This is a genomic window from Acetobacter sp. (assembly GCF_047723915.1).
Lineage (GTDB): Bacteria > Pseudomonadota > Alphaproteobacteria > Acetobacterales > Acetobacteraceae > Acetobacter.
This window is the reverse complement of the sequence record NZ_JBDOBQ010000001.1, coordinates 438449-461116: the sequence shown is the minus strand read 5'-3', so window position 1 is coordinate 461116 and position 22668 is coordinate 438449. Positions and strand designations below refer to the sequence as shown.

The window sequence follows — 22668 nt, the reverse complement described above, 5'->3', positions numbered from 1 at the left end:
ATAAACGGCCTATACAATTCGGCCATCCAGTCCTACAAATCGTTTATCTGATATCCTGTCACGGGCGATGGCACATATTGTCTATGCCAGACCATCAATGCGTCAGAGCCTGATAGAGTCCTGCGTGCACGACACAATGCCGAATTTTGTGTAACTGAATAAAGTGGGTGCGTAGCGCGTTGCCAACCGTCGGGCTTGAAGGTGAAATACAAGACATAAAGCAGAATTTTGTAGCAAAGTTATGGGAGTCAATACGGTTACAGTGATGTATTTTCTCGGTTTATACTGAAATTTATAAAATATTATACCAGACAATACCAAGAGACACGAAGGTTATATGGGGTTTGTAGCAGCATTTTTATTTAAGTATAAATTTTTACATTTATTGTAAATTGAAATTCAAACAGTATAAATTACCAATAAAGTTCATATATTGCAGTTAATTAATTATTAAATTGAATTTGACATATTTGAATAACGTGTGATTTCGTAAGGTCACCACAAGCACGACGGTCGGCATTCCAGCACGAAAGCAGGTGTTGTAACGGGGCTGATCCACTGTGCTGTCCTGCTGGAAACCTGTTATATGTCAGGAGGTTGACATGCTGAAAACACACCAGAAAACGTCAATACTTGTTGCCGCCTTAGCAGGCACATTACTTGCCTCCGTCGCGGCCCCCGCTTTTGCGCAGCAAACCCAGGATGCCCGGCGGGAGGCTACGCGCGTGTCTCCCCGTCCGGGTATGATGCCACGGGGCGGACGGATGTTCCCCGGACGATCCCTGGCCGGGGTGCCGGGCTTCGCCCTGCCCACCATCCATACACAGCGCTCTTACGCCCCGGATGGAACGTTTACCGCGCGTTGGACCCAGGCGGATGCGTTGCAGATCAAAGCGCATTCCAGCACCGCTGTCGCGGTGGGGGGCAATTCTCTGCCCGCGCAGTTGATCATGCCCGATATTCCGGCGGATTTCCCCACTATCAATCCTGATGTATGGATATGAGACACTTGGATCCTGATTGACAAGCGCGCAGACCAGTTCAGCTATAACGGGTGGGAGGTTATTTTCTGTCTGGCCGCTGACAAGAATGCGGGCTACGGTTTCGATGACCGGCATACGCACGCGCGTATAGGCTATTTTTATCGTCGGGCCGGGTGACCGGGTTCCCATCCTGGGGGAGCCATTTCGAAACCCGAAAACGTAAAGCCCGGCGCGACCATGCAACTCACCAGCACCCATGCTGCGTCAGTGTCCGCTGCCTGCCACTCACCCGGTTCGACACAGGCCTGAAGCACGTCACCTTCAGTAATATCGGTTCCAAGACGGCGCGTGGTCACATTGCCGCCAGACCATGTATGCAGGCGCAGCGCGCCGCCAGCCTGATGCAGCCAGATCTCGGTCGCGTCTATTTTATGCCAGTGCGAGCGTTGGCCTCGCTCAAGCAGGTAATAGATTAACGATGCATGCCCTCGCTCATCACCGCCATCATGCCGGCCACGCCATGTTTCGCGATACCAACCGCCCTCCGGGTGGGGAGTCAGTGCGAGCTGGTTAATGATGTCCTGCGCGGTCATATCCATTTTGCCTTCTACTGCAAGCGTCGAACTGGAAGAAATAAGCCGCCAAAACCGCCCATTGTCATAGTTGCTCTCCAATATCGGCCAAAAGGGCAATGCGGTCGAACGAAATTTCTAAAACCTGTTCGATCGGCCCCAGACACTCAGCATCGCTGTCAGGGCTTTCAGAGCTATCGGAAAAAAACCTCTGACCTGACGACTGTAAACAGCTACGTCCCGGAATGCGCCATGAGCATGACATGTCATGCAGGCTCATGAACGAGGCAGTTTCGCCACCCTGCTGTCAGTACCGGCTAGTTTGCTATTGTGCCTAAGCAAGGACAAAGAATTTACCCAAAAAGAAAACGGTAGGTGTCAGGATCGATGGGAATGCCCTCTATGGCGCGACGTTCAGCGGTTTTCCACTCCCGATCGCCCGGTGCCATGACAGGGCTGTCCGCCTGCGTGGGTGGGACGGCCCTAAGCTGCCACAGATAATCGGCCATTGCCCGCTCAAAGGCAGCACGTCCTATAAAACGCGCCGGGTCCAGCGCCAGACAGAACTGCCCGACATTGCGTGCTGTCCCGCAATCATGTGTTTCCGTCATCGGGATCATGTTCGGGTCAGTGGTTGCTCCGGTCAGAACGGCTGACAGGATTGTCACCAGTCCTGCCAATGCTGCACCTTTGAACCCATATTCAGGCCCGCCAAGGGGCATCAGCATCTGTGCCTCATGCGGGTTGGTTGTCTCATGTCCGTCCATGTCCGCTGCCACCCCGGCAGGTAACGCATGATTCAGGGAGCGATAGAGTCTGACACGATTGAACGGGATGGATGACGTTGCAATATCGAGTAACCACGGGGCCTGCCCGGAAACGGGGGCCGCCACGGCAATCGGGTTGGTACCATGGAAGGGCAGTGTGCCGCCGAACAGCGTGACATTCGCGTCTGAATTACTGGTTACGATGCCGATCATACCGGCTTGAGCGGCCTTCAGGGCGTAAGCGCCCGCCGCACCGCAATGCGACGACCGAACGATGCCAACCGCGCCCAGTCCTGTTTCCGCCGCGATCTCGATTGCCGTGTCCATTGCCCGGTAACACGCGTAATGGCCCAGGCCGTCATCCGCATCCAGCATGGCGGTGGCTGGTGCCGTGCGCCGGACTGTCAGGTGGGGGGCCGGATTAAGACGTCCTTCGCGCAGCATGGCGGCATAATGCGCAGCCAGGCGGGCGCCGTGGCTGTCGATGCCAGTTTGTGACGCGTGCATCAGCGCGTCGGTCGTGGCAGCGGTTGAATCGGGCGATGCGCCAGCATCGAGCAATACGGCTGTCACGCGGGACGCCAGCGTTTGAACATTGACAAGGATCGTGTCGTTCATGCCTGCCCCAGAACCTCTGCCGCGCGTTTGCGGTCCAGCTTGCCCTCCCAGGCGCCGATCACCACTGGTGCTACACAGTTGCCGGCCAGGTTGCCCACTGCCCGCGCAATACCGATGAACCAGTCTACAGCCAGCAGCATAACCAGACTGGCCACGGGGATCGACGGAATAGCGGACAGGGTGGCGGCCAGCACCACTATGGCAATGCCCGGCACACCATGGGCTCCTTTGGAGGTGATCAGCGCTGTTGCCAGCATAATCAGAACCTGCCAGACGCCGAGAACCGTACCCGTCGCCTGCGCGAGGAAAATGACCGCAAGACCGAGATAGATCGACAGCGCGTCAAGATTGAAGGAATAGCCCGCAGGCACCACCAAGCCCACGACCTGCCGATCTACCCCCATCTGCTCCAGCTTGGCCATGATGCTGGGTAGCACCGCATCCGAGGCGGTAGTGGCAAACGTGATCGCGAACTCTGTCCGGAAATAACGGAAAAAACCGATCGGGCTGACACCGGACAGACGCAGGCACACCCCCAGCCCCCCGATGATAAACACCGCTATGACTGCAAAATAAAGGGCCACAAAAGCTGCAAGATGGCCAATTCCGTTCAGTCCGTAGCGTGCGGTGGTTGTCGCCATGGCACCGAAAACACCCAGCGGCGCCAACGCGATGATAAACCGCATCATGCGCGAAAACAGGCTGGACAGCGCGTCGACCAGACGGACGATGGGCGCACCGGCTTCACCGATCTGGCTGAGGCAGCACCCGAACAGGATTGCGAAAAACAGAATTTGCAGCACATTACCCTGGGCGAAGGCATCTGCTGGGGTGTGGGGGATCAGCCCAAGCACAAATTCCGTAATGCCACCTTCGTGCATGACATGTGCATTACGGGCGTAGGATGCGATAATACGGGCATCGTCAGCAGCAGGCACGAACACAATGCCCCGGCCGGGCTTGAGGATCAGAGCCACACCGACAGCAACAAGCAGCACCAGCGTGGTCATTGCTTCGAAATAAAGAAGTGCCTTGGCACCCAGTCGCCCTACGGTGCGCAGCGATCCTGCGCCGACAATGCCCGTGACGACAATGCAGAACAGCAGGGGACCGACCGCCATTACAATCAGATGAAGGAACAGGTCGGTCGTCCAGCGCACCTGCACCGCAAGGCCCGGAGCCAGCAGGCCCAGCAGCAGGCCAAGCAGTGTCGCGACCACGACCTGAAGAAACATGCCGGGCCGCGCCGTCCGTCTGGCATGTGTGGCAGGTATGGTCGTCTCGCTCATCCGATGGGTCCTTGGCAGGTTGGTTCGTTGCGCGGGCCTGGTTCAGTAGGTCACGTTGATCCGCGCACCGACGAAACGTGGCATGCCGGGGATCACGCCATAGAACGTAGCCTGCGTGCCGGAAGATAGCCAATAGCGGCGGTCGGCCAGGTTCTGGCCGTAAACAGTGACTGACCAATGCTGTTTCGGGGCGGCAAAGGTCAGGAAGGAATTGACCAGAAAATAAGCCGGCGAACGGTAGATGCCACTCTGACCGATATATTGCGGCTGCGTCTGGCGACCACGATATGAGTAGTCGACGTCGAATGTCATGCGATAGTCACGCAGAACATTCCACGTATAATTCGCGGCACCTGACAGGCTCAGATTGGCCAGCCCCATATTCACGTTGTCATAATTCGTATTGATGGCCTGCCAGACACCTGTTGCGGCAAAATGCGCTGTGGTTGCAGAACGGTTAAGGCTCTGGAACTGCGTATAGACACCGTTCTGGTAGCCAAAATTCTGCGTCAGAACCATGCCACGGAACGGACGGGCCTCCGCGTCAAATTCAGCGCCGTAAATGTAGGAACGCGGTGCGTTCACGTAGCCGCCCAGCACGCCGTAGGGTGGCACCAGCACCGTGCCCAGAAGCTGCTGGTCACGGTAATCATAGTAAAATCCGGCGGCATTCAGCCGCAGGCGGCGGTCGAACAGCATGGTTTTGAAACCGCCCTCGTAGGTCAGGATCTGCTCGGGCTTGAAGGGGCGCAACTGTGCGGCCTGCTGCGTGATATTGGCCGAAAAGCCACCGGGCTTGAAGCCACGGCTGAACATGACATAGCCCATGACGTTGTGCGTGAACTGATATTGCGCACCCACACGGCCACCGAACTCATTGCTCAACGCGCCGCTATTACCAAAATTGGTAGGTGTGCCGACAACGCCACCCGTGTCGAGATTGTAGTTCGTGCTGGTGACGTTCAGCATCTGTCGGTCATCGGACTCATGCAGGATCGCGCCAATCAGGCGCAGCTTGGGCAGGATACGGTAGGAAAGCTGCACATACTGATTGAAATTCTGCTGATTCTGCCGGTATCTCGTCTCATTCAGCGGTGTGGTGCCGGGCCTGTCGGATGAATCGTACCAGAAATTTTGCGCCATACGCGACCGGCTGTAATACATGCCGGTTTCCCAATGAAAGCGTGCGCTGGGATCGATCGATTCCAGTTTTACTTCCTGCGAGAACACGTTCGTCTGATTGTTGCGGAACATATTGCCGTAAGACAGAACTGAATCTGTCTGGTTTGTCAGTTCATGCTCGTCGACCATTTCATAGGCGCTGATGGTTGACAGCTTCCCCCATGAGAAATTTTTCGTGTAGCGCACATTGGCACCCCAGAAGATGTTGTCTTCACGGGGCTTGGTATTCCTGCCATCAATCCCGATTATTTTGGCAAAACGAGGGTCAAGGCCCCACTCGGTCTGGTAAATGTCCTGTGTAACCGGAACATGGTAGGAATTGTACAGGTTATGACCCGATGCATATTCCGACTGGTCGGTGGTCCAATGCCCGCCAATGATCAGGTTCGATGTCTCGTCTATATCCCATTTCAGCTTGGCGCGCAGCGCCCCAAGATTGGCATTGCCGAAACCCTGGCCCGCGGCATTATGCTGGTAACCCCCACCAGTCATGGACTGTCCGGCAATGCGGAATGACACCGACTGTGAAATGGGGCCGGAGACATAGCCTTCCACCCGGTTGCGCCCGTAACTGGCAATATCTTCGGTCAGGCCGGCGTGGAACTGACGCGTAGGATCAGCGCTATGAAAGTCGATTTCACCCCCCGTCGTGGCCTGTCCATGCGTATAGCCGGAAGGACCGGCTGCGATGGAGATGTCGTCGAGATCGAACATCATGCCCGTAGTCATGATCGAAACCGGCAATGCTACGCCGTCCATATAAGGCATGGTGGACGGGGTGTTGTTCTGGGTGAAGTCCATCAACCCCACACCGCGTAGTGTGAAATTCAGCGCGCCGGAGCCGAACGAGGGCTGAATGGTCAGATTAGGTGCAACACGCTGAATATCGGTCATGACCCGGATGTTGCGATTGACGAGTTCCTGGCGGGAAATCAGCGTTTCAGAATGGGCATCATGCTGACCGGCGCCGGACGCCCCCCGACGGCTGGAAACCGTGACCTGTTCACTTCGCGCCTGTAGCGGGGTGTGCTGGTGTGTCGACCTGCCGGTGGGGGCCTGCGTCGTGGTCGTAGTCGCGGCCAGTGCTGGCAGGGGCAGGATAACGCCGGCCAGAAAGCTCGTCATGATAGCCTGCCTTCTGAAAGAAAGCTTGGCGCAACGCGGGAAAAGCATGGGGTCGTCCTTGGTCTGATGCAATGGCAGGCGGGCAGCACTGGTGCCGCGTCCTGACGGCGGTGACTTTCATTATCTCGAATGTGGAATGATAACTTTTGTTTGTCTACCAGAAATATGAAATGTGATGGAATATGTTGCATACAAGATACGCCGCAAATCGAAACGAAACGATTTCGAGAGAAGAGTCCTGGAGCACGAAAATCGCTCCCGATTGATCACGCAAATTTAAATCTTTGTTTTTCATCGAAAAAAAATCCACCGACGATGGATATTCACGGGCTGTTGCCATAGGGCAGACAGCGCCCGACGGACAGAACCAACCGCCGCGAGCTGTTAAAAATGGTGCGTGCGATTCGCTGACGCAGGCTCTGATGCGGATTGCAGAACCGGATTGGCCTGCCTATAGTTCTTGTATGCGAGAAAACGCCGAAAAAGATGAAAACAAAAACCCGCACCTGATTGAAGACCGCATTGTCCACGCGGCTCTTTCCGGGCGGATCGCACCGGGTGAACGCCTGGGCGAAAAGGAATTGTCCGAAATTTTCGGCGTGTCCCGCACCTTGGTCCGCGAAGCGATGATGCGCCTGCAAGCCCGGGGCATTGTAGAGGTTTCCGCCCGCCGGGGCTGGTTCGTCATCGAACCAACCGTGGATGAGGCGCGGCATACGATCGATGCCCGTCGAGCGCTGGAGGTCGGTATGCTGGTCACAATCGACCGGACCAGCCCGGCCATGATCCGTGCCCTGCGCGCCCATGTGCGGGCCGAACAGAAGGCCATTGCCAGTGGTGACCGTGCGGAACGGAGCTATCTGCTCGGGCATTTCCATGTCTGTCTGGCCGAAACACTGGGGAATCCTGTCCTTGCATCGCTATTGCAGGACCTGACGACACGTACGGTGCTGATTGCCGCGTTGTATCAGTCATCCCATGACGCACATGAATCCTGCGCCGAACATGTCGAGATCATTGATGCATTGGAACAGGGCAACACGACCGAGGCCGCTCGTCTGATGGATGTGCATCTCAGGCATGTTGAAAAGGCCCTGAACTATCGTCACGTGTCCAACCGCCTGGATCACCTGAAAGCAGCCCTGCAGGGAACGCCCGACTGACATCTGGCCTGCAGGGGTAAGCGGGGTTGCATTCCGTCATTCCTTGTATACAAGTTTTCACATGAGAGAGATGCTTTGCTGTCCAGTTTGAGGAGTCGATGGGGTTGTGAAACGTTCCGGGGGTTATCCAGACTATACGATGGGTGCGGGGGCTCGCGCGGTCGCACGATGCGACGAACTGGGTTCGGCTCCTTATTCGGACGATCCGGCCGGGCTTTTCCGCCCCTATCTGGGACCGGGACACAAAGCCACGCTGGAGCGGATCTCTGCCTGGATGGTTGCTGCGGGTATGACAGCCCGGATCGACGCTGCTGGTAATATCATAGGCCGGTATGAGGCTCTCGTGCCAGACGCGTCCGCGCTCATGATTGGCTCACATGTCGATAGCGTGCGCGATGCCGGGCGCTACGATGGCATGCTGGGCGTCATGCTGGGGATCGAGGCCGTTGCCTGGTTTGCAGAACGCGGTCGCCGTTTTCCCTTTGCAATCGAGGTCATCGGCTTTGGGGATGAGGAAGGCTCGCGCTTTCCTGTTTCCATGCTTGCGACCCGCGCTGTTGCAGGCAGTCTGGCAGAACAGCCTCTGGACCTGACGGACAGGGATGGCATCGGCCTGGATACCGCCTTGCATGATTTCGGCCTTGATCTGGAGCACCTGCGCAAGGCTGCACGCCCGCGTGAGGATGTGCTGGCATATGTCGAATCCCATATCGAGCAGGGCCCTGTGCTTGAAGCCGAGGACCGCGCGTTGGGAGTCGTCAGCGCCATTGCCGCGCAACTCCGCTTTCGTGCAGCGGTGAAGGGGGTTGCCGGTCATGCGGGCACGATGGCCATGCACCTGCGGCACGACGCGCTGGCTGCCGCCGCCGAGATGGTGCTGGCCATTGAACGGATTGGCAATGCCGGGACGGAAGATCTGGTGGCAACGGTCGGTCACATGACTGTTCGCCCCGGCGTGCCTAATGTTGTGCCCGGCGACGTGATTTTCAGCATCGATATCCGCGCCGGGACGAACACGGTACGCGACCAAGCCGCGGATACGGTGCGTGCGGCGCTGACCGATATCGCGCACCGCCGACAGGTGACACTGAGTGTGGAATTACAGCAGGACCTGAAGGCGACGCCATGCGATCCCGGCCTGACCCGTCTTATGGAGCAGGCGGTACAAACAGCAACCGGCACCGTCCCGCGCACTCTGGTCAGTGGGGCCGGGCATGATGCGATGGTCATGGCCGGACTGGTGCCGGTTTCCATGCTGTTCCTGCGCTGCCGGGCTGGCATCAGCCATCATCCGGACGAGGCAGTCATGAAAGACGATGTTGAGGCAGGCTTGCGGGCCATGACGGATTTTATCGAACGCTTCGCCACCTCAACTGTGGACGGAGCAGGGGCCGTCGGTAAAGCCGATGGACAATTGACAGAACAAAAGCCCGACCTGACGGGGCATGTGTGATGGAACGAGAGGAAGCAGGCGCAATGTTTGGACAGATCGACCCGCCGTCAAGGCTGCTGATGGGGCCGGGGCCGGTAAACGTGCACCCGCGGGTGCTGCGCGCCATGACAGCAGACATGCTGGGCCAGTTCGACCCGGAAATGACAGGTTACATGAACCAGACGATGGCACTGTACCGCCGTGTGTTCATGACAGAAAACCGCTGGACCTTCCTGATCGATGGCACGGCCCGAGCCGGGATCGAGGCTGCCCTTGTGTCGCTGGTCGAGCCCGGAGCCCGGCTTCTGATCCTGAGGGCAGGCCGGTTCGGGTTGCTGCTGTCCGAAATCGCCCAACGCATTGGGGCCGATATCCGGACCATTGACATACCTTGGGGCGAGGTCGCGACCCTTGAGCAAATCGAGGCCGCCATTATCGAACATCAGCCACAGGTTTTCGCCACCATTCATGGCGATACCTCGACCACTATGGCCCAGCCGCTGGATGGCGTGGGGGCTGTCTGTCAGGGGCATAATGTCATATCCTATGTCGACGCCACAGCAACGCTTGGCGGCATGGCCGTGGCGACGGACGCATGGGGGGTGGATGTCGTAACCGCTGGATTGCAGAAATGCATGGGCGGGCCGCCGGGTTCCGCGCCGATCACCATTTCCGACCGGGCAGCGGCGCATATCATGGCCCGCCGGCATGTCGAGGCGGGAATCAGGGCCGCGCAGACTGAAGACGGCAGCAGATCCCGGATTGGATCTAATTATTTCGACCTTGCCATGATCATGGAATACTGGTCGGAAAAACGCCTGAACCATCATACGGAAGCCACGACAATGCTCTACGGTGCACGGGAGGCAGCCCGCATTATGGTGGAGGAGGGGCTGGAGGCACGTTTTGCCCGGCACCGCGTCGCCAGTGCAGCCATGACGGCTGGTTTAAGGGCGATGGGTCTGACGTTGTATGGTCAGGACGCCCATCGCATGCCCAACGTGACTGGCGTATTTATTCCCGACGGAGTGGACGGCGAGCGGGTCAGAATACGCATGCGTGACGAATTCGAAATCGAGATCGGCACTGCATTCGGCCCGCTGGCTGGCAAGATCTGGCGTATTGGCGCCATGGGCTACAATGCCATGAAACATAAGGTGCTGATAACGCTGAGTGCGCTCGATACCGTGCTGGCGGCCGAAGGCTATAACCTGCAACGTGGGGCTGGCGTGGATGCGGCCAGCGCGGCCTATGAATGAAACGAGGCGAAAAAACCTTTCGTTTGAACGATGCGGTAGTAACCACCAACCTGGCAGAGGCAGATTAAAAACCGGCCTCTCCCATGAAAAGAGCAACCGTTTTGCGGTAAACCCGTAATGCTATCGATAACGGCCGGCTTTGTATGCTGATATTCTCGGACGCTGCGGATCAGCAGTATTCAGCAACAAACCCCACAGGGTCGAACGCCAATACGCTTGCGGGCATTGTCATTGCAGAATACCATTACGCTGGATACGACCATCATCAGCACCCGCCCGAAAGGTCTGCCAATACTTTCCGGAGCGGTGCAAAGTGGCGGTGCCAGCGCCATGGCCATGAACCCGAGTTCCGTTGATACCATGTCGGTTTCACCCTTCGAGCGCGGTATTGCCGCGGCCCATCAGACATGGGTGCGGGGATCGTCCGTTTTTCGCTTTGTCACAGTCAATGCAGCATCGGATATCGATGTGCCCCGGGGAGCTTTCGTGACCCCGAACGGCACGGAAAGCCATCTGGAACTGGTAGCGTCCCAGGCCGATGGCAGCCCTCTGCCAAACTGGCTGTCCTTTAATTCCATCAGCCGCGTATTCTCCGGCACACCGCCAGAAAATTCATTTGGTACGTTGGACCTCAAGGTCGTGGGCCATGACATGTTCGGACACGAGGCCCAGGTCGATATTCATGTCGTGATCGGGCATGAACACGCGCTCACCGAACTGATCGATGCGACAGAACCCAGCCGCGTGTTTCATGAACGGGTGGAAATGTTGCAACACGATACCTCGGCTCTGGTGTTGGCCCCTCTGCCTGACTCGCCTCCCCCGCAATCCCGGCATCGCGCCGTAGGTAAACCGTCGCTCCGGAGCCAGCTACGCCACATAGGCCCCATCACCTACAGCCGCGCCGCACGTGAATTATTGGACAGGACGGCTTTATAGCTATCCGCAAGAACTGCCCGCGTTCAAGACAGTGTTCATTTGAGATCGCTCCTGGCGCGGCAGTTTTTCTGAGTTTACGACCGCCGTGGCAGGTAGCGGTGTGACGTGTGGGAGAGGCAACGTCAGCGGCACATGCCAAAGTGTCACTGCTTTTTCGACCCGGCCGCTATGGGCGAAAAAGCCTTGATGTGTGTTTCCACCGTGTCATCAGCGGACTGTATCGAGACAGGTATTGGCGACTTTGGTGGTATGTATCTCTACCTGTCCGGCGGATTGACAGCCGATCAATTTCAAAAATAACAAACAGAGCCACATATACAAACAGGCAGGCCTGAAATACCACACATATTTCCGAGGCTGAATACTACCATCAAGGCCCATCTGTGATACCCGGCAAAGCAGCCGTTAGGTTTCAAACAGTATTGAACGCGCATGGAATGGACTGCTTGCACAACCCCACCCGGATTACCATGTTGTTCGTAGCGGCCTTTCACAGGATCCGCCGCAGTTTTAGGAGTGGCAATAACAGGCTTGCTTCTCTTTGACTTCCATAGGGCACCGACTGTCCGGGAGCGTTAAACCTGACGTTCCTGACATGACTGCCCTGCGATAAAGCGGGCCAGTTCAGTGCCGGAAAATTGACATGACAAATGCTGCGGCATCGGTCAGATCGAACAAGTCAGGCAGGGTGAAACTGCTGCCCTGCATCGCTTATTCAACAGACCTGTGGACCGTTGTTTTCAGGCGGCCACGACCGAACCGAAGGGACTGTTTTGCCAGGACACCGCGCCTTGTCAGTCGGTAAGGGGTGGCGTAACTGGGACAGATCAGAACCCTGAACCGACTTAACCACCTCCGGTTTGCTGGGCCTGGTTCCAGGTCCATGCACCTCAATCACGTTGGGATTGCAATGAACGCCTATTCAGATTACCTGACCGAAATCAAGGACAGAGCAAATCAGGGGCTTGCTCCCAAGCCAATTGATGACGGCGGCCTCGTCCGTGACATCATCACGTTGATTGAGGACACCGGTAACGAGCAGCGTGCCGATGCTCTGAAATTTTTCATCTACAATACGCTGCCCGGCACCACCAGCGCGGCTGATGTCAAGGCGGCCTTCCTGAAGAAGATCGTTCTGGGCGAAACAGTGGTGCCCGAAATCACCCCCGACTTCGCTCTTGAACTGCTTTCGCATATGAAGGGTGGCCCTTCGGTCAAGGTGCTGCTTGACATCGCGCTGGGCGATAACGGGCCCGTTGCCGTGCAGGCGGGCGAGGTGCTCAAGACCCAGGTATTTCTGTACGACGCTGACATGTTCCGCCTGCGCGATGCCTTCAAGGCAGGCAATCCCATCGCGGCAGACGTGCTGAAAAGCTATGCCAAGGCCGAATTCTTCACCAAGCTCCCGGATATCGAGGACGAAATCGAGGTCGTGACCTTCATCGCGGCTGAAGGCGATATCTCGACCGACCTTCTGTCACCGGGCAATCAGGCGCATTCGCGCTCCGACCGGGAACTGCATGGCCAATGCATGATTTCGCCGGAAGCGCAGAAGGAAATCGTCGCACTCCAGAAACAGCACCCCGGCAAGCGGGTGATGATGATTGCCGAAAAAGGCACGATGGGCGTCGGCTCCTCGCGTATGTCTGGCGTGAACAACGTTGCGCTTTGGACTGGCAAACAGGCCAGCCCTTACGTTCCGTTTGTGAATTTCGCGCCTATCGTTGCTGGCACCAACGGTATTTCGCCCATTTTTGCGACGACAGTTGACGTGACCGGCGGGATTGGCCTGAACCTGAAGAACTGGGTCAAGAAAACCGGGGAAGATGGCAAGCCGGTCCTGAATGGCGATGGCAATCCTGTCCTTGAAGAAAAATACTCGGTTGCGACCGGCACCGTTCTGACGATTGACGTCAAGAACAAGCTGCTGCGCGATGAAAACGGCAAGGAACTGGTGGATGTCGCCGCGGCCTTCACACCCCAGAAAATGGAGTTCATGAAAGCCGGCAGTTCCTACGCGATTGTTTTTGGCAAGAAGCTCCAGACATTTGCGGCCGAGACGCTGGGGATCGAGCCAACCCCGGTGTTCGCACCAAACAAGGAAATTTCGGTCGAAGATCAAGGTTTGACGGCGGTCGAGAAAATCTTCAACCGCAATGCCGTCGGTGTGACGCCGGGCAAGGTTCTGCATGCCGGGTCGGATGTTCGCGTGAAGGTGAATATCGTCGGCTCCCAGGACACCACCGGCCTGATGACCGCGCAGGAGCTTGAGGCGATGGCTGCCACCGTCATCTCTCCGCTTGTGGATGGCGCATACCAGTCGGGCTGCCATACGGCATCCGTCTGGGACAAGAAGGCGCAGGCGAATATTCCGAAGCTCATGAAGTTCATGAACAACTTCGGCCTGATCACCGCGCGCGACCCCAAAGGGGTCTACCACGCCATGACAGACGTCATTCACAAGGTGCTCAACGACATCACGGTCGATGACTGGGCGATCATTATCGGTGGTGACAGTCATACCCGCATGTCCAAGGGTGTTGCATTCGGCGCGGATTCCGGCACCGTTGCGCTGGCCCTGGCAACGGGTGAAGCAACCATGCCGATCCCGCAATCGGTCAAGGTTACGTTCAAAGGCACGATGCAGCCGCATATGGACTTCCGCGACGTCGTGCATGCAACCCAGGCGCAGATGCTCAAGCAATGCGGCGATAACGTTTTTCAGGGTCGGATTATCGAGGTACATATCGGCACACTGCTTGCCGATCAGGCCTTTACCTTTACCGACTGGACAGCGGAAATGAAGGCGAAAGCCTCCATCTGTATCTCGCAGGACGAGACACTGATAGAATCGCTGGAAATCGCCAAGTCGCGTATCCAGATCATGATCGACAAGGGCATGGAAAATGCCGCTGGCACGCTCAAAGGCCTTATTGCCAAGGCCGATAAACGTATTGCCGAAATACGTTCGGGCGAAAAACCTGCGCTTGCCCCTGACGCCAACGCAAAATACTTTGCCGAAGTGGTGGTTGATCTGGACCAGATCAACGAGCCCATGATCGCCGACCCCGACGTGAACAACGCCGATGTGTCCAAGCGCTATACCCATGACACGATCCGCCCTGTTTCGTACTATGGCGGCACCAAAAAGGTGGATCTTGGCTTTGTGGGGTCATGCATGGTGCATAAGGGCGATATGAAAATCGTGGCCCAGATGCTCAAGAATCTTGAAAAGGCGCAGGGCAAGGTAGAGTTCAAGGCACCGCTGGTTGTAGCCGCACCGACCTACAATATCATCGATGAACTCAAAGCCGAGGGCGATTGGGAAATCCTGGAGCGTTATTCGGGCTTTGAATTTAACGATCTGCTCCCGAAAGCCACGGCACGGACTGAATACGAAAATATTCTCTACCTGGAACGCCCTGGCTGCAACCTGTGCATGGGCAATCAGGAAAAAGCCGAAAAGGGCGATACCGTTCTGGCAACTTCGACACGCCTGTTCCAGGGACGTGTGGTTGAAGATTCCAGTGAGAAGAAAGGGGAATCCCTGCTGGCCTCGACCCCGGTTGTGGTGCTCTCCGCCATCCTTGGCCGGATGCCGAACAACGAGGAATATAAAGCCGCAGTTGAAGGGGTGGATCTTACCAAGTTTGCTCCCCCCAAAGTAACACCGATCGACTCCCTGTCGGTTCATTACTAAAATCGTGTTTGGCCGGTTACCCTGTAAGGTCAACCGGCCAAATCAGCGATATTTTCTTTCTTTTTAAGAAAGAAAAATAATTGTTGGCATTTGGTTTCAAGAGTGACCGGGGAAGGGGGATATAGTCTCTCTTCGGTCACAAGGGCCATATAGGCTCGCAGCAACAAAAAGTTGTCTGTTAAAAATCCACACAGTAACCGTATTGAACTTGTCATCCCGGCCGTGACCGGTGGGTAACAAGTGCTGTGCATGTGCCGTTATGTGGTCTTATCCCGACAACCAAACGAATTTTGGTATTCGCACGAAAAAACGACTAAACGTTTTGGAATGCGACTGGAATCTGCACTCTGTATCCAGCCCCAGTCCATGAGCCTGTTTTGCCCGGTGAAGGCTGTTAAAAACAGTTTGCTGTCAGGAAAAGCGTTTGGCACCAGCCACACATGCAATGACAATACAGGTCGAAATGACCATGCTCCAGGTAATTGGTTCGTTCAGGAACAGTGCAGCCAGCAGCAGGCCAAAGAAAGGCTGCAACAATTGAAGCTGCCCCACACCGGCAATACCACCCAGCGCCAGACCCCGATACCAGAATATGAAGCCGATCAGCATACTGAATACGGAGACATAAGCGAGGCCGATCCAGGATGAGGTGCGGACAGCGCCCAAATTGGCCGGCAGGCAAGCCATGGCAATAAGGGCCATAAGGGGCAGGGAGAGCAGCAGGGACCATGAAATAACCTGCCAGCCGCCGAGCCGGCCGGATAGGGTTGCTCCTTCCGCATAACCCAGACCACAGACAAGAATGGCCGCCACCATCAGCAGGTCACCGCTGACATTACCTGCCTTGCTTCCATAAAGAGCGAAGCCGGTAACGGCCGCGGCACCGATGCTGGAAAATAGCCAGAAACAGGGTCTGGGCTGCTCACCGCCACGTAACACGCCAAATATCGCTGTTGCCAACGGTAGCAGGCCGACAAATACGATGGAATAGGCTGCCGTGATCTGCTGAAGAGCTAACGCTGTCAGCAGGGGAAAGCCCACCACGCAGCCGACAGCAACAAGCACAAGCGGAAGAACATCGCGCCGTGCAGGTCTTGGTTGCCTGAGCGCAAACAGGAACGTGCCACCCAGGACAGCCGCAATGACAGCACGTGCACAGGTCAGGAATATCGGCGAAAAATCAGCGACGGCAATACGCGTGGCGGGCAGGGAACCACTGAAAATAATAACACCCAGCAAACCGCTACCCCATCCCTCTGTCGTGTGTTTCATAAACAGCCATCCCCGAATGTCGTGATATTGAACCAATTGTAATGACCCGAGGAATTTAATGGCGCTGCGTTATCTGTCCCAGCTACAATCTGATACAATTATGACAAACTGTACTAGTAAAAATACCAGTACAATTTTTCGAGGAACGTATTGGAACAGGCCTCCACACGCACATCCATCATTATGGATGCAATCCGCCAACGCATTGCTGCGCGTGCTCTGGTGCCGGGCGACCGCCTGCCGTCAATCCGACAGTCTGCCCGCACTATGCAGGTCTCGCCTTCTACAATAGTACAGGCATATGACAGGCTGGCTGCCCAAGGGGTTATCGCCCCGCGACGTGGGGCCGGGTTTTATGTAACCGGGCGCGCAATTCCCCCACTATCACTGATGGAGGCCACGACGCCGGCAGCGCGTGCGGTCGACCCATTCTGGGTGTCGCGCCAGGCGCTGGATTCAGGCCCTGACGTTCTAAAACCGGGTTGTGGCTGGCTGCCAGCAGACTGGATGCCGAACGACGCCCTGCGCAAGGGGTTTCGCGCCGTCGCCCGCGCGGAAAGCAGTATTCTGGCTGATTATGCAAGCGCCCGAGGCGCATTGCGGCTACGCCGCCTGCTGACATCCCGCTTTGCTGAAGAAGGACTTGGTATCAATCCCGATCAGGTTGTGCTGACAGGGTCCGGCACGCAGGCGCTCGACCTGATCTGCCGCCTGCTGCTACGCCGTGGCGATACAGTTGTGGTGGACGACCCGTGCTATTTCAATTTTCAGGCCCTGCTGCGCGCGCATGAAGTCCGGGTTGTGGGAGTACCCTACACTGTAAGTGGACCGGACCTCGATGCATTCGAACGGGTTATGCAACAGGAAAAGCCACGCCTCTACATTACCAACTCGGCCCTTCACAACCCGACGGGAGCGACGGTCTCTCCCCAAACTGCCTTCCGTCTTTTAGGTATTGCTGTCGCATCAGGCTGCCTGATCGTGGAAGATGAGATTTTTACGGATTTTCTTGCAACGCCGTCGCCTGGTCTTGCCGTCATGGACGGGCTGGAACACGTTATCCGAATTGGCAGTTTTTCAAAGACACTGTCCGCGTCCATAAGGTGTGGCTACATTACCGCCCGGAAGGATCTGATTGAAGGTCTCCTGGACCTGCAGGTCGCAACCAGTTTTGGTGGCCCCAGCTCTGTAACAACCGAGATCATTGCCGATATTCTGGAAACAGGCGGTTACCGTAAGCATATGCTCGATATCCGCACTCGGCTTGAAAAATCCAGGAAGACAGTCATAAGCAGGCTGGAACTCCTGGGTATAGTTCCCTGGACCGTGCCAAGGGGCGGATTTTATCTCTGGTGCAGACTACCTGATGGACAGGATTCAACAGAGATTGCATTACAAAGCATGGCAGACAGGATCATTCATGCTCCAGGCAATATTTTCAGCATCAGTCAGTCTGCCGCATCATTCATGCGCTTTAACGTGACACATTGTGTGGATAATAGAGTTTTTCATTCTCTTGAGAAAACAATGGCGCGTTGTTTGTAATGTGGCTTTTTACATCTGCACGCTGCGCACAATGCAGCGTGCAGAAAAATCCTGTCAGAACTCCGATACGACAGAAAAAAACGTTCCGCGTCGCTGGCCATACTGCGCCTGATAAATGCCGACACCGCTGCCGTTTCTGAGCTGGTACCGTTTGTCAAAAAGATTGACGACATCCGCACGGATTTTGATATCGTGCCCGAAAGGTACTTTTGTAAAACTGTGCTGGTAGCCAATATTGAACACGTCATATTGCGGCTCTTTCTCAAGATTGGCAAAGCCGCTGCGCAGCCCGTAACCATAAACGAAATCGACATAAGCCATCTCATGTTTTGTCGTCCATGATGCACCGGCTGTGGCTGTGTATTCTCCCTGATGGTCAAGCTGGATCGCATGAGCCCGGATATAGGCCAGTTCAGCAGTATCGAACTGGTATTGCGCGGAATTGATGTCACGGGCTGATGTTTTCACGTAGGAAAAATTTCCGAATAGCGACCATGGTCCATGCCGCCACGAACTCCCGAATTCCGCGCCATAGACACGCCCCCGCCTGTAACTGAACGGAGCAAGAATGACAGCACGGCCAAACTGGCCGAGATCGGTCAGGTCATGAGCCCACTTGGCGTAGGCATCCACGGTAATCTGGAACTCCGGCGTAATGCGCTGGAGAATACCGCCGTCCACATAGTTCGATTTTTCGACTTTTGTCGCATCATCGATCATGTTGGCGGCGGCATTGGTCGTACCCTCGAATTTGGCCAACGTGGAAGGATAGACATACTGGGGGGAAGGCGGTGCGAAATAGCGCGAATAACCGATATGCAAAGTGGTGGTGCCAGACGGTTTCCAGACCATATTCGCGCGCGGACTCACTTGCCCCTCATTATCGAAAGATGACGCAAAACGGTCGTATCGAAGGCCGTAATTGAACGTGAGGTTCCGCGTGACCTTGTATTCATCCTGAATATAAGCCCCGGCCTCGACCGACCAGTTGCCTGTGTTGTCAATCAGGCGAACGGGCGTATCAGCACTCTGCCTGCCTTCTCCATCGACCGGAAAGGCAAGTGTACTGGTATCAAGTCGCTCGGACGTATATTGCCCCAGAAGACCCGCGCGCACTGTATGCCGGGGTGCAATCTCATAGGACAGGTCGAACTGTGCCCCGCCCGTGGTAAAGTCGTTCACTTCATGTTCGGACACACCCTGGTACATCAGGTCACGATCTCGATCTGGCGTGTAATCGATACGACCATAACGGAAATAGGGCGATACCTGAAAATTCAGCCGGTCTGTCGTGCGTTGGTAGGACAGGACGGCATAGTAATTCTGCTCCGTCTGGCTGTCGTTCAGCTTCGACCAGTTCATGGCCGGATCATGGGGGTTCACCCCCGCGACATCATAAATGGTCGTATAATCGGGACTGTTTACATCAAACGTCTTGAAGGAATTGGGAATTTCAAAATCCGCGTAAGAGGCGCTGGTCAGCAGCGTAACCCTGCTGATATCGTCGATATGGTAGGACAGATAGGAAAACGCTTTTTCCTGCTCGGTCACATCGTGAACGGCCCGGAAAGTATCGCTTGGATTTTCGATACCGATTGCGTTGCGGGTGAAGGACAGGGTGGTAAAATAGTCCAGCTTGCCATGCTGGCCGCCAAGCTGCACAGACGGCACAAAGGTATTGTAGCTTCCACCATAGAGCGAGACCTGATTATGCTTCAGGCTGTCTCCAGTCTTTGTGGTCACGTCCACGACGCCTGCCGTGCGGAAGCCAAACTGCGCGGGGAGCGTACCCGTCAGCATATCCACCGACTGAATGATACGTGTATCCAACTCCTGCCCGAAGCCATTCAGCCCTTCGGGTAACAACACGCCGTTGACGCGATAGGTCAGGCCGCCATGCTCGCCACGGACATGGACCTCGCCGTAGCTATCCAGCACGACACCGGGGACACGTAATAAAATCTGGCTGAATGCCGCGTTCTGTCCACCGGGAGTAACACCGATCTGATGCTGATCGATATGGTAGTCGACAGCCCCAAGGCCAGGGAAAATACGCGCCCGCTCCCGATTGAGATGGCCGATGACATTGATATGTTCCGGACTGGCCGAACGCCCAACCGGTTTTGCAGACTTTGGGGCAACTTCGGCCCGAGCTTGGGGTTTCCTTCTCCTGTCGTGTGGGTCATGCGTCTTTTGCGCGGCGGGCGATTGTATTACCGGTCTGCCGGCACCTCCATGTTGTTCGGTAGCTGTCGCATGGGCAGCATTGGAAGCAAAACACTCGAGGCCAATGGCCATACATGAACACAGTATTATGCGTGCACACGTATATGCACGACCGGAAGTGTCGCCACTGACAGGCTTAAAACGCATGAGCTTATAAGAATAGCATTTGCTATATTGTAAGGCGTACACGATATGCTTCTTCCGCAAGATGGCGCCTGAAGGCCGTTGAACCTAGAAAACCGTGTCGAAAAGCAGCTTGAAATTGAGAATCAGAATAACGGCAGCCACCACCCAGGAGAGCGCGGCAAGTTTGCGGGATATCACGAACTCCCCCATTTTCCGCCGGTCCGACACAAACAGAACCAGTGGAACAACGGCAAAAGGCAGTTGCATCGACAGGATGACCTGGCTCAGCAACAGCAGTTCTCCCACACCTTTGCTGCCGTAAATGGCTGTCACCGCAATAACCGGAATAATGGCCAGACCACGGGTCAGCAGACGACGAGCCCAATGCGGAATACGCAGCCGCAGGAACCCTTCCATGATGATCTGCCCGGCGAGCGTGCCTGTAATGGTCGAATTGGTGCCCGCAGCAAGTAACGCCACCGCAAACAGGGTAGAGGCGATACCCAGCCCCAGAATAGGTGAAAGAAGGCGGTAAGCATCCTCTATTTCCGCCACGTCCTGGTGCCCCGTCGTATGAAAGGCGGCAGCCGCAACAATCAGAATGGCAGCATTGATGAAAAGCGCCAGCATCAGGGCTATGGTGCTGTCCCATGTCGCCCAGCGAATGGCCTCGCGCCGCCCCGTCGATGTGCGCTCGAAAGCGCGGGTCTGCACGATGGAGGAATGAAGGTACAGGTTATGGGGCATGACAGTCGCCCCGATGATCCCGATGGCGATATAGAGCATTTTACTGTTGGTCACGATCTCGGGCGAGGGCAGAAAGCCGTGCAGTATCCCTGCCAATGGCGGTGCTGCTGCCACGACCTGCACTGCAAAACACAAAGCAATAATGCTTAAAAGCCCGATGATGAATGCCTCAAGATAACGGAAGCCCCGGTTCATCAGAAACAGGACAATGAATGCATCGAGCACCGAGATCATGGCCCCTGCGAGCAGGGGAATGCCAAAGAGCAGTTGCAGGGCTACCGCTGTTCCAATAACCTCAGCCAGATCACAGGCGATGATCGCCATTTCGCAGGCCAGCCATAACACGATATTCAGGCCGGGAGGAAAGTGATCGCGACAGGCCTGGGCCAGATCGCGCCCGGTGGCAATACCAAGCCGCGCTGACAGGGCCTGTAACAGGATCGCCATCAGGTTCGACAACATGATGACAGCCAGCAGGGTATAGCCGAACTGCGCGCCCCCCTGGAGATCCGTAGCCCAGTTGCCGGGGTCCATATAGCCGACGGACACCATATAGCCCGGCCCTACAAATGCCAGGAAACGGCGGCACCAGGACGCATCGGCTGCGGGCACGCGTACGCTGGCAAACACCTCGGACAGGGTGTTGCTGTCGGCTTCGGTCTGGCTGGCGAACCGCCAGACTGCCTTTTCGGATACGGGCAGGCTGTTATGGACACGAGGATCGTCTGGCATGATGTCGCACTAAACAGCATGATCCCACGATATGCAATATGCTATATTAACAAGCTTATGGAAATTTATGATGAGTGGCGGATATTGGTTAGCCAGCACTATAATATTCGGTGTTTGATAATGTATGTAAAAAGGAATAATGTTTGCCGGGTCCGTTCCGGGGCTGCCGGACATCGTGATTAAACGGAACAAGACATACCAATCCATGACTCTACCTGACACACTCCCTGACGTTGAAACCCATTCCGAGGGGTTCCGCGCCAATCGCGCCGCACGCCAGAACGCCCTGGCCGAGGATTATGTGGAGTTGATCGCCGATCTTCTGGATGAAGGGCAGGAAGCCCGACAGGTCGATCTGGCGGAACGTCTGGGTGTATCGCAGCCAACCGTCGCAAAAATGCTGACACGCCTTGCAGATGAAGGACTTGTGGCCCGCAAGCCCTATCGCGGCGTCTTTCTCTCTCATGCGGGACGGGTCATGGCGGAAAAAGTCCGCTCCCGACACCGCATTGTCGAGGCATTCCTGCTCGCTCTGGGCATCAGCACCGAGAGTGCCCGGATCGATGCGGAAGGGCTGGAGCATTATGTCGGCGCTGAAACGCTAGACGCGTTCCAGACCGCCATGAATGCCGGCCTGGCGGACTTCATGGCAGCGGCCAGAAACGGCGGCGACAGAGAATAGGGGCAGGGGGCAAGCATATGCCAGACGAGCACGCCCGGAGCACTACGCGCAAAGAACCAGACTGACGACTTAAGCCGGTTCTGCCCAGCAAGCTCTTTCTGCTAAGATTTCAGTGCGCGAACAGCATTGGCGTTCACGTATCGCTCGTCAGCACCTCACCATTCAGGTTTCTGAAATGCCATTCCAGCGTATGACGCGGGAAGGTCAATGTCAGGCAGTTATAGTGTGTCAGATCCTCCACGGCCTAGGGCATGCCGTGCCGTTCAAGATAAGCTGGAGCAGCAACGGTCAGCATATGTGTTTCCGGCA

The 22668-nt window shown here is 56.1% G+C and carries 14 protein-coding genes and 1 pseudogene; 8 read left to right on the top strand and 7 right to left on the bottom strand.

The genetic code is table 11. The annotated features are described in order from the left end of the window. Positions 1-602 precede the first annotated feature (602 nt). Positions 603-1157 (top strand): annotated as a pseudogene (locus ABF990_RS02005) (glycoside hydrolase family 68 protein); the annotation flags it as partial. Here the strand turns inward: ABF990_RS02005 and ABF990_RS02000 are convergent. The 4 genes from ABF990_RS02000 to ABF990_RS01985 form a co-directional block, all read right to left on the bottom strand. Continuing rightward, positions 1142-1576, bottom strand: coding sequence for a cupin domain-containing protein (locus tag ABF990_RS02000; RefSeq protein WP_415500223.1), 435 nt, complete (start codon positions 1574-1576; stop codon positions 1142-1144). The pseudogene ABF990_RS02005 and the gene ABF990_RS02000 overlap by 16 nt on opposite strands. Before the next feature lie 332 nt (positions 1577-1908). Continuing rightward, on the bottom strand, positions 1909-2940 hold the full coding sequence (locus ABF990_RS01995; protein WP_415500222.1) for an Ldh family oxidoreductase: 1032 nt from the start codon (positions 2938-2940) through the stop codon (positions 1909-1911). Next, positions 2937-4229: a cation:dicarboxylate symporter family transporter gene (locus ABF990_RS01990; protein ID WP_415500221.1), complete on the bottom strand. Its 1293-nt coding sequence runs from the start codon at positions 4227-4229 to the stop codon at positions 2937-2939. The genes ABF990_RS01995 and ABF990_RS01990 overlap by 4 nt, the downstream gene beginning before the upstream one ends. A 42-nt stretch (positions 4230-4271) precedes the next feature. Then, entirely contained in the window at positions 4272-6584 is a 2313-nt protein-coding gene (locus tag ABF990_RS01985; protein ID WP_415506454.1) for a TonB-dependent receptor, read from the bottom strand. A 416-nt stretch (positions 6585-7000) separates the two neighbouring features. On the opposite strand from ABF990_RS01985, the gene ABF990_RS01980 reads away from it, so the two are divergent. The 5 genes from ABF990_RS01980 to ABF990_RS01960 all read left to right on the top strand — a co-directional run bounded on the left by ABF990_RS01980 (position 7001) and on the right by ABF990_RS01960 (position 15029). Next, positions 7001-7699, top strand: coding sequence for a GntR family transcriptional regulator (locus ABF990_RS01980; protein WP_415490185.1), 699 nt, complete (start codon positions 7001-7003; stop codon positions 7697-7699). A gap of 139 nt (positions 7700-7838) precedes the next feature. Next, positions 7839-9152 carry an allantoate amidohydrolase gene (locus ABF990_RS01975; protein WP_415500233.1) on the top strand — a complete coding sequence of 438 codons (1314 nt, stop codon included), beginning with the start codon at positions 7839-7841 and terminating at the stop codon, positions 9150-9152. Positions 9153-9175: 23 nt separating this feature from the next. Then, positions 9176-10390: a pyridoxal-phosphate-dependent aminotransferase family protein gene (locus ABF990_RS01970; RefSeq protein WP_415490184.1), complete on the top strand. Its 1215-nt coding sequence runs from the start codon at positions 9176-9178 to the stop codon at positions 10388-10390. Positions 10391-10621: 231 nt separating this feature from the next. Next, positions 10622-11329: a putative Ig domain-containing protein gene (locus tag ABF990_RS01965; RefSeq protein ID WP_415500219.1), complete on the top strand. Its 708-nt coding sequence runs from the start codon at positions 10622-10624 to the stop codon at positions 11327-11329. 910 nt (positions 11330-12239) lie between these two features. After that, positions 12240-15029: a bifunctional aconitate hydratase 2/2-methylisocitrate dehydratase gene (locus ABF990_RS01960; RefSeq protein ID WP_415490182.1), complete on the top strand. Its 2790-nt coding sequence runs from the start codon at positions 12240-12242 to the stop codon at positions 15027-15029. Positions 15030-15440: 411 nt separating this feature from the next. Here ABF990_RS01960 and ABF990_RS01955 read toward each other — a convergent pair whose 3' ends face one another. Continuing rightward, positions 15441-16301 carry a DMT family transporter gene (locus ABF990_RS01955; protein WP_415490181.1) on the bottom strand — a complete coding sequence of 287 codons (861 nt, stop codon included), beginning with the start codon at positions 16299-16301 and terminating at the stop codon, positions 15441-15443. A gap of 183 nt (positions 16302-16484) precedes the next feature. Between ABF990_RS01955 and ABF990_RS01950 the strand changes: the two genes are divergently transcribed. Next, on the top strand, positions 16485-17846 hold the full coding sequence (locus ABF990_RS01950; protein ID WP_415500232.1) for a PLP-dependent aminotransferase family protein: 1362 nt from the start codon (positions 16485-16487) through the stop codon (positions 17844-17846). Between the two features lie 54 nt (positions 17847-17900). On the opposite strand, the gene ABF990_RS01945 is transcribed toward ABF990_RS01950, so the two are convergent. Beyond that, on the bottom strand, positions 17901-19937 hold the full coding sequence (locus ABF990_RS01945; protein WP_415490223.1) for a TonB-dependent receptor: 2037 nt from the start codon (positions 19935-19937) through the stop codon (positions 17901-17903). 366 nt (positions 19938-20303) lie between these two features. After that, complete coding sequence (locus ABF990_RS01940; RefSeq protein WP_415490180.1) at positions 20304-21677, bottom strand: Nramp family divalent metal transporter; 1374 nt, start codon at positions 21675-21677, stop codon at positions 20304-20306. A 139-nt stretch (positions 21678-21816) separates the two neighbouring features. On the opposite strand from ABF990_RS01940, the gene mntR reads away from it, so the two are divergent. Then, positions 21817-22359: a manganese-binding transcriptional regulator MntR gene (gene mntR, locus ABF990_RS01935; protein WP_415490179.1), complete on the top strand. Its 543-nt coding sequence runs from the start codon at positions 21817-21819 to the stop codon at positions 22357-22359. The last annotated feature ends 309 nt before the right edge of the window (positions 22360-22668 follow it).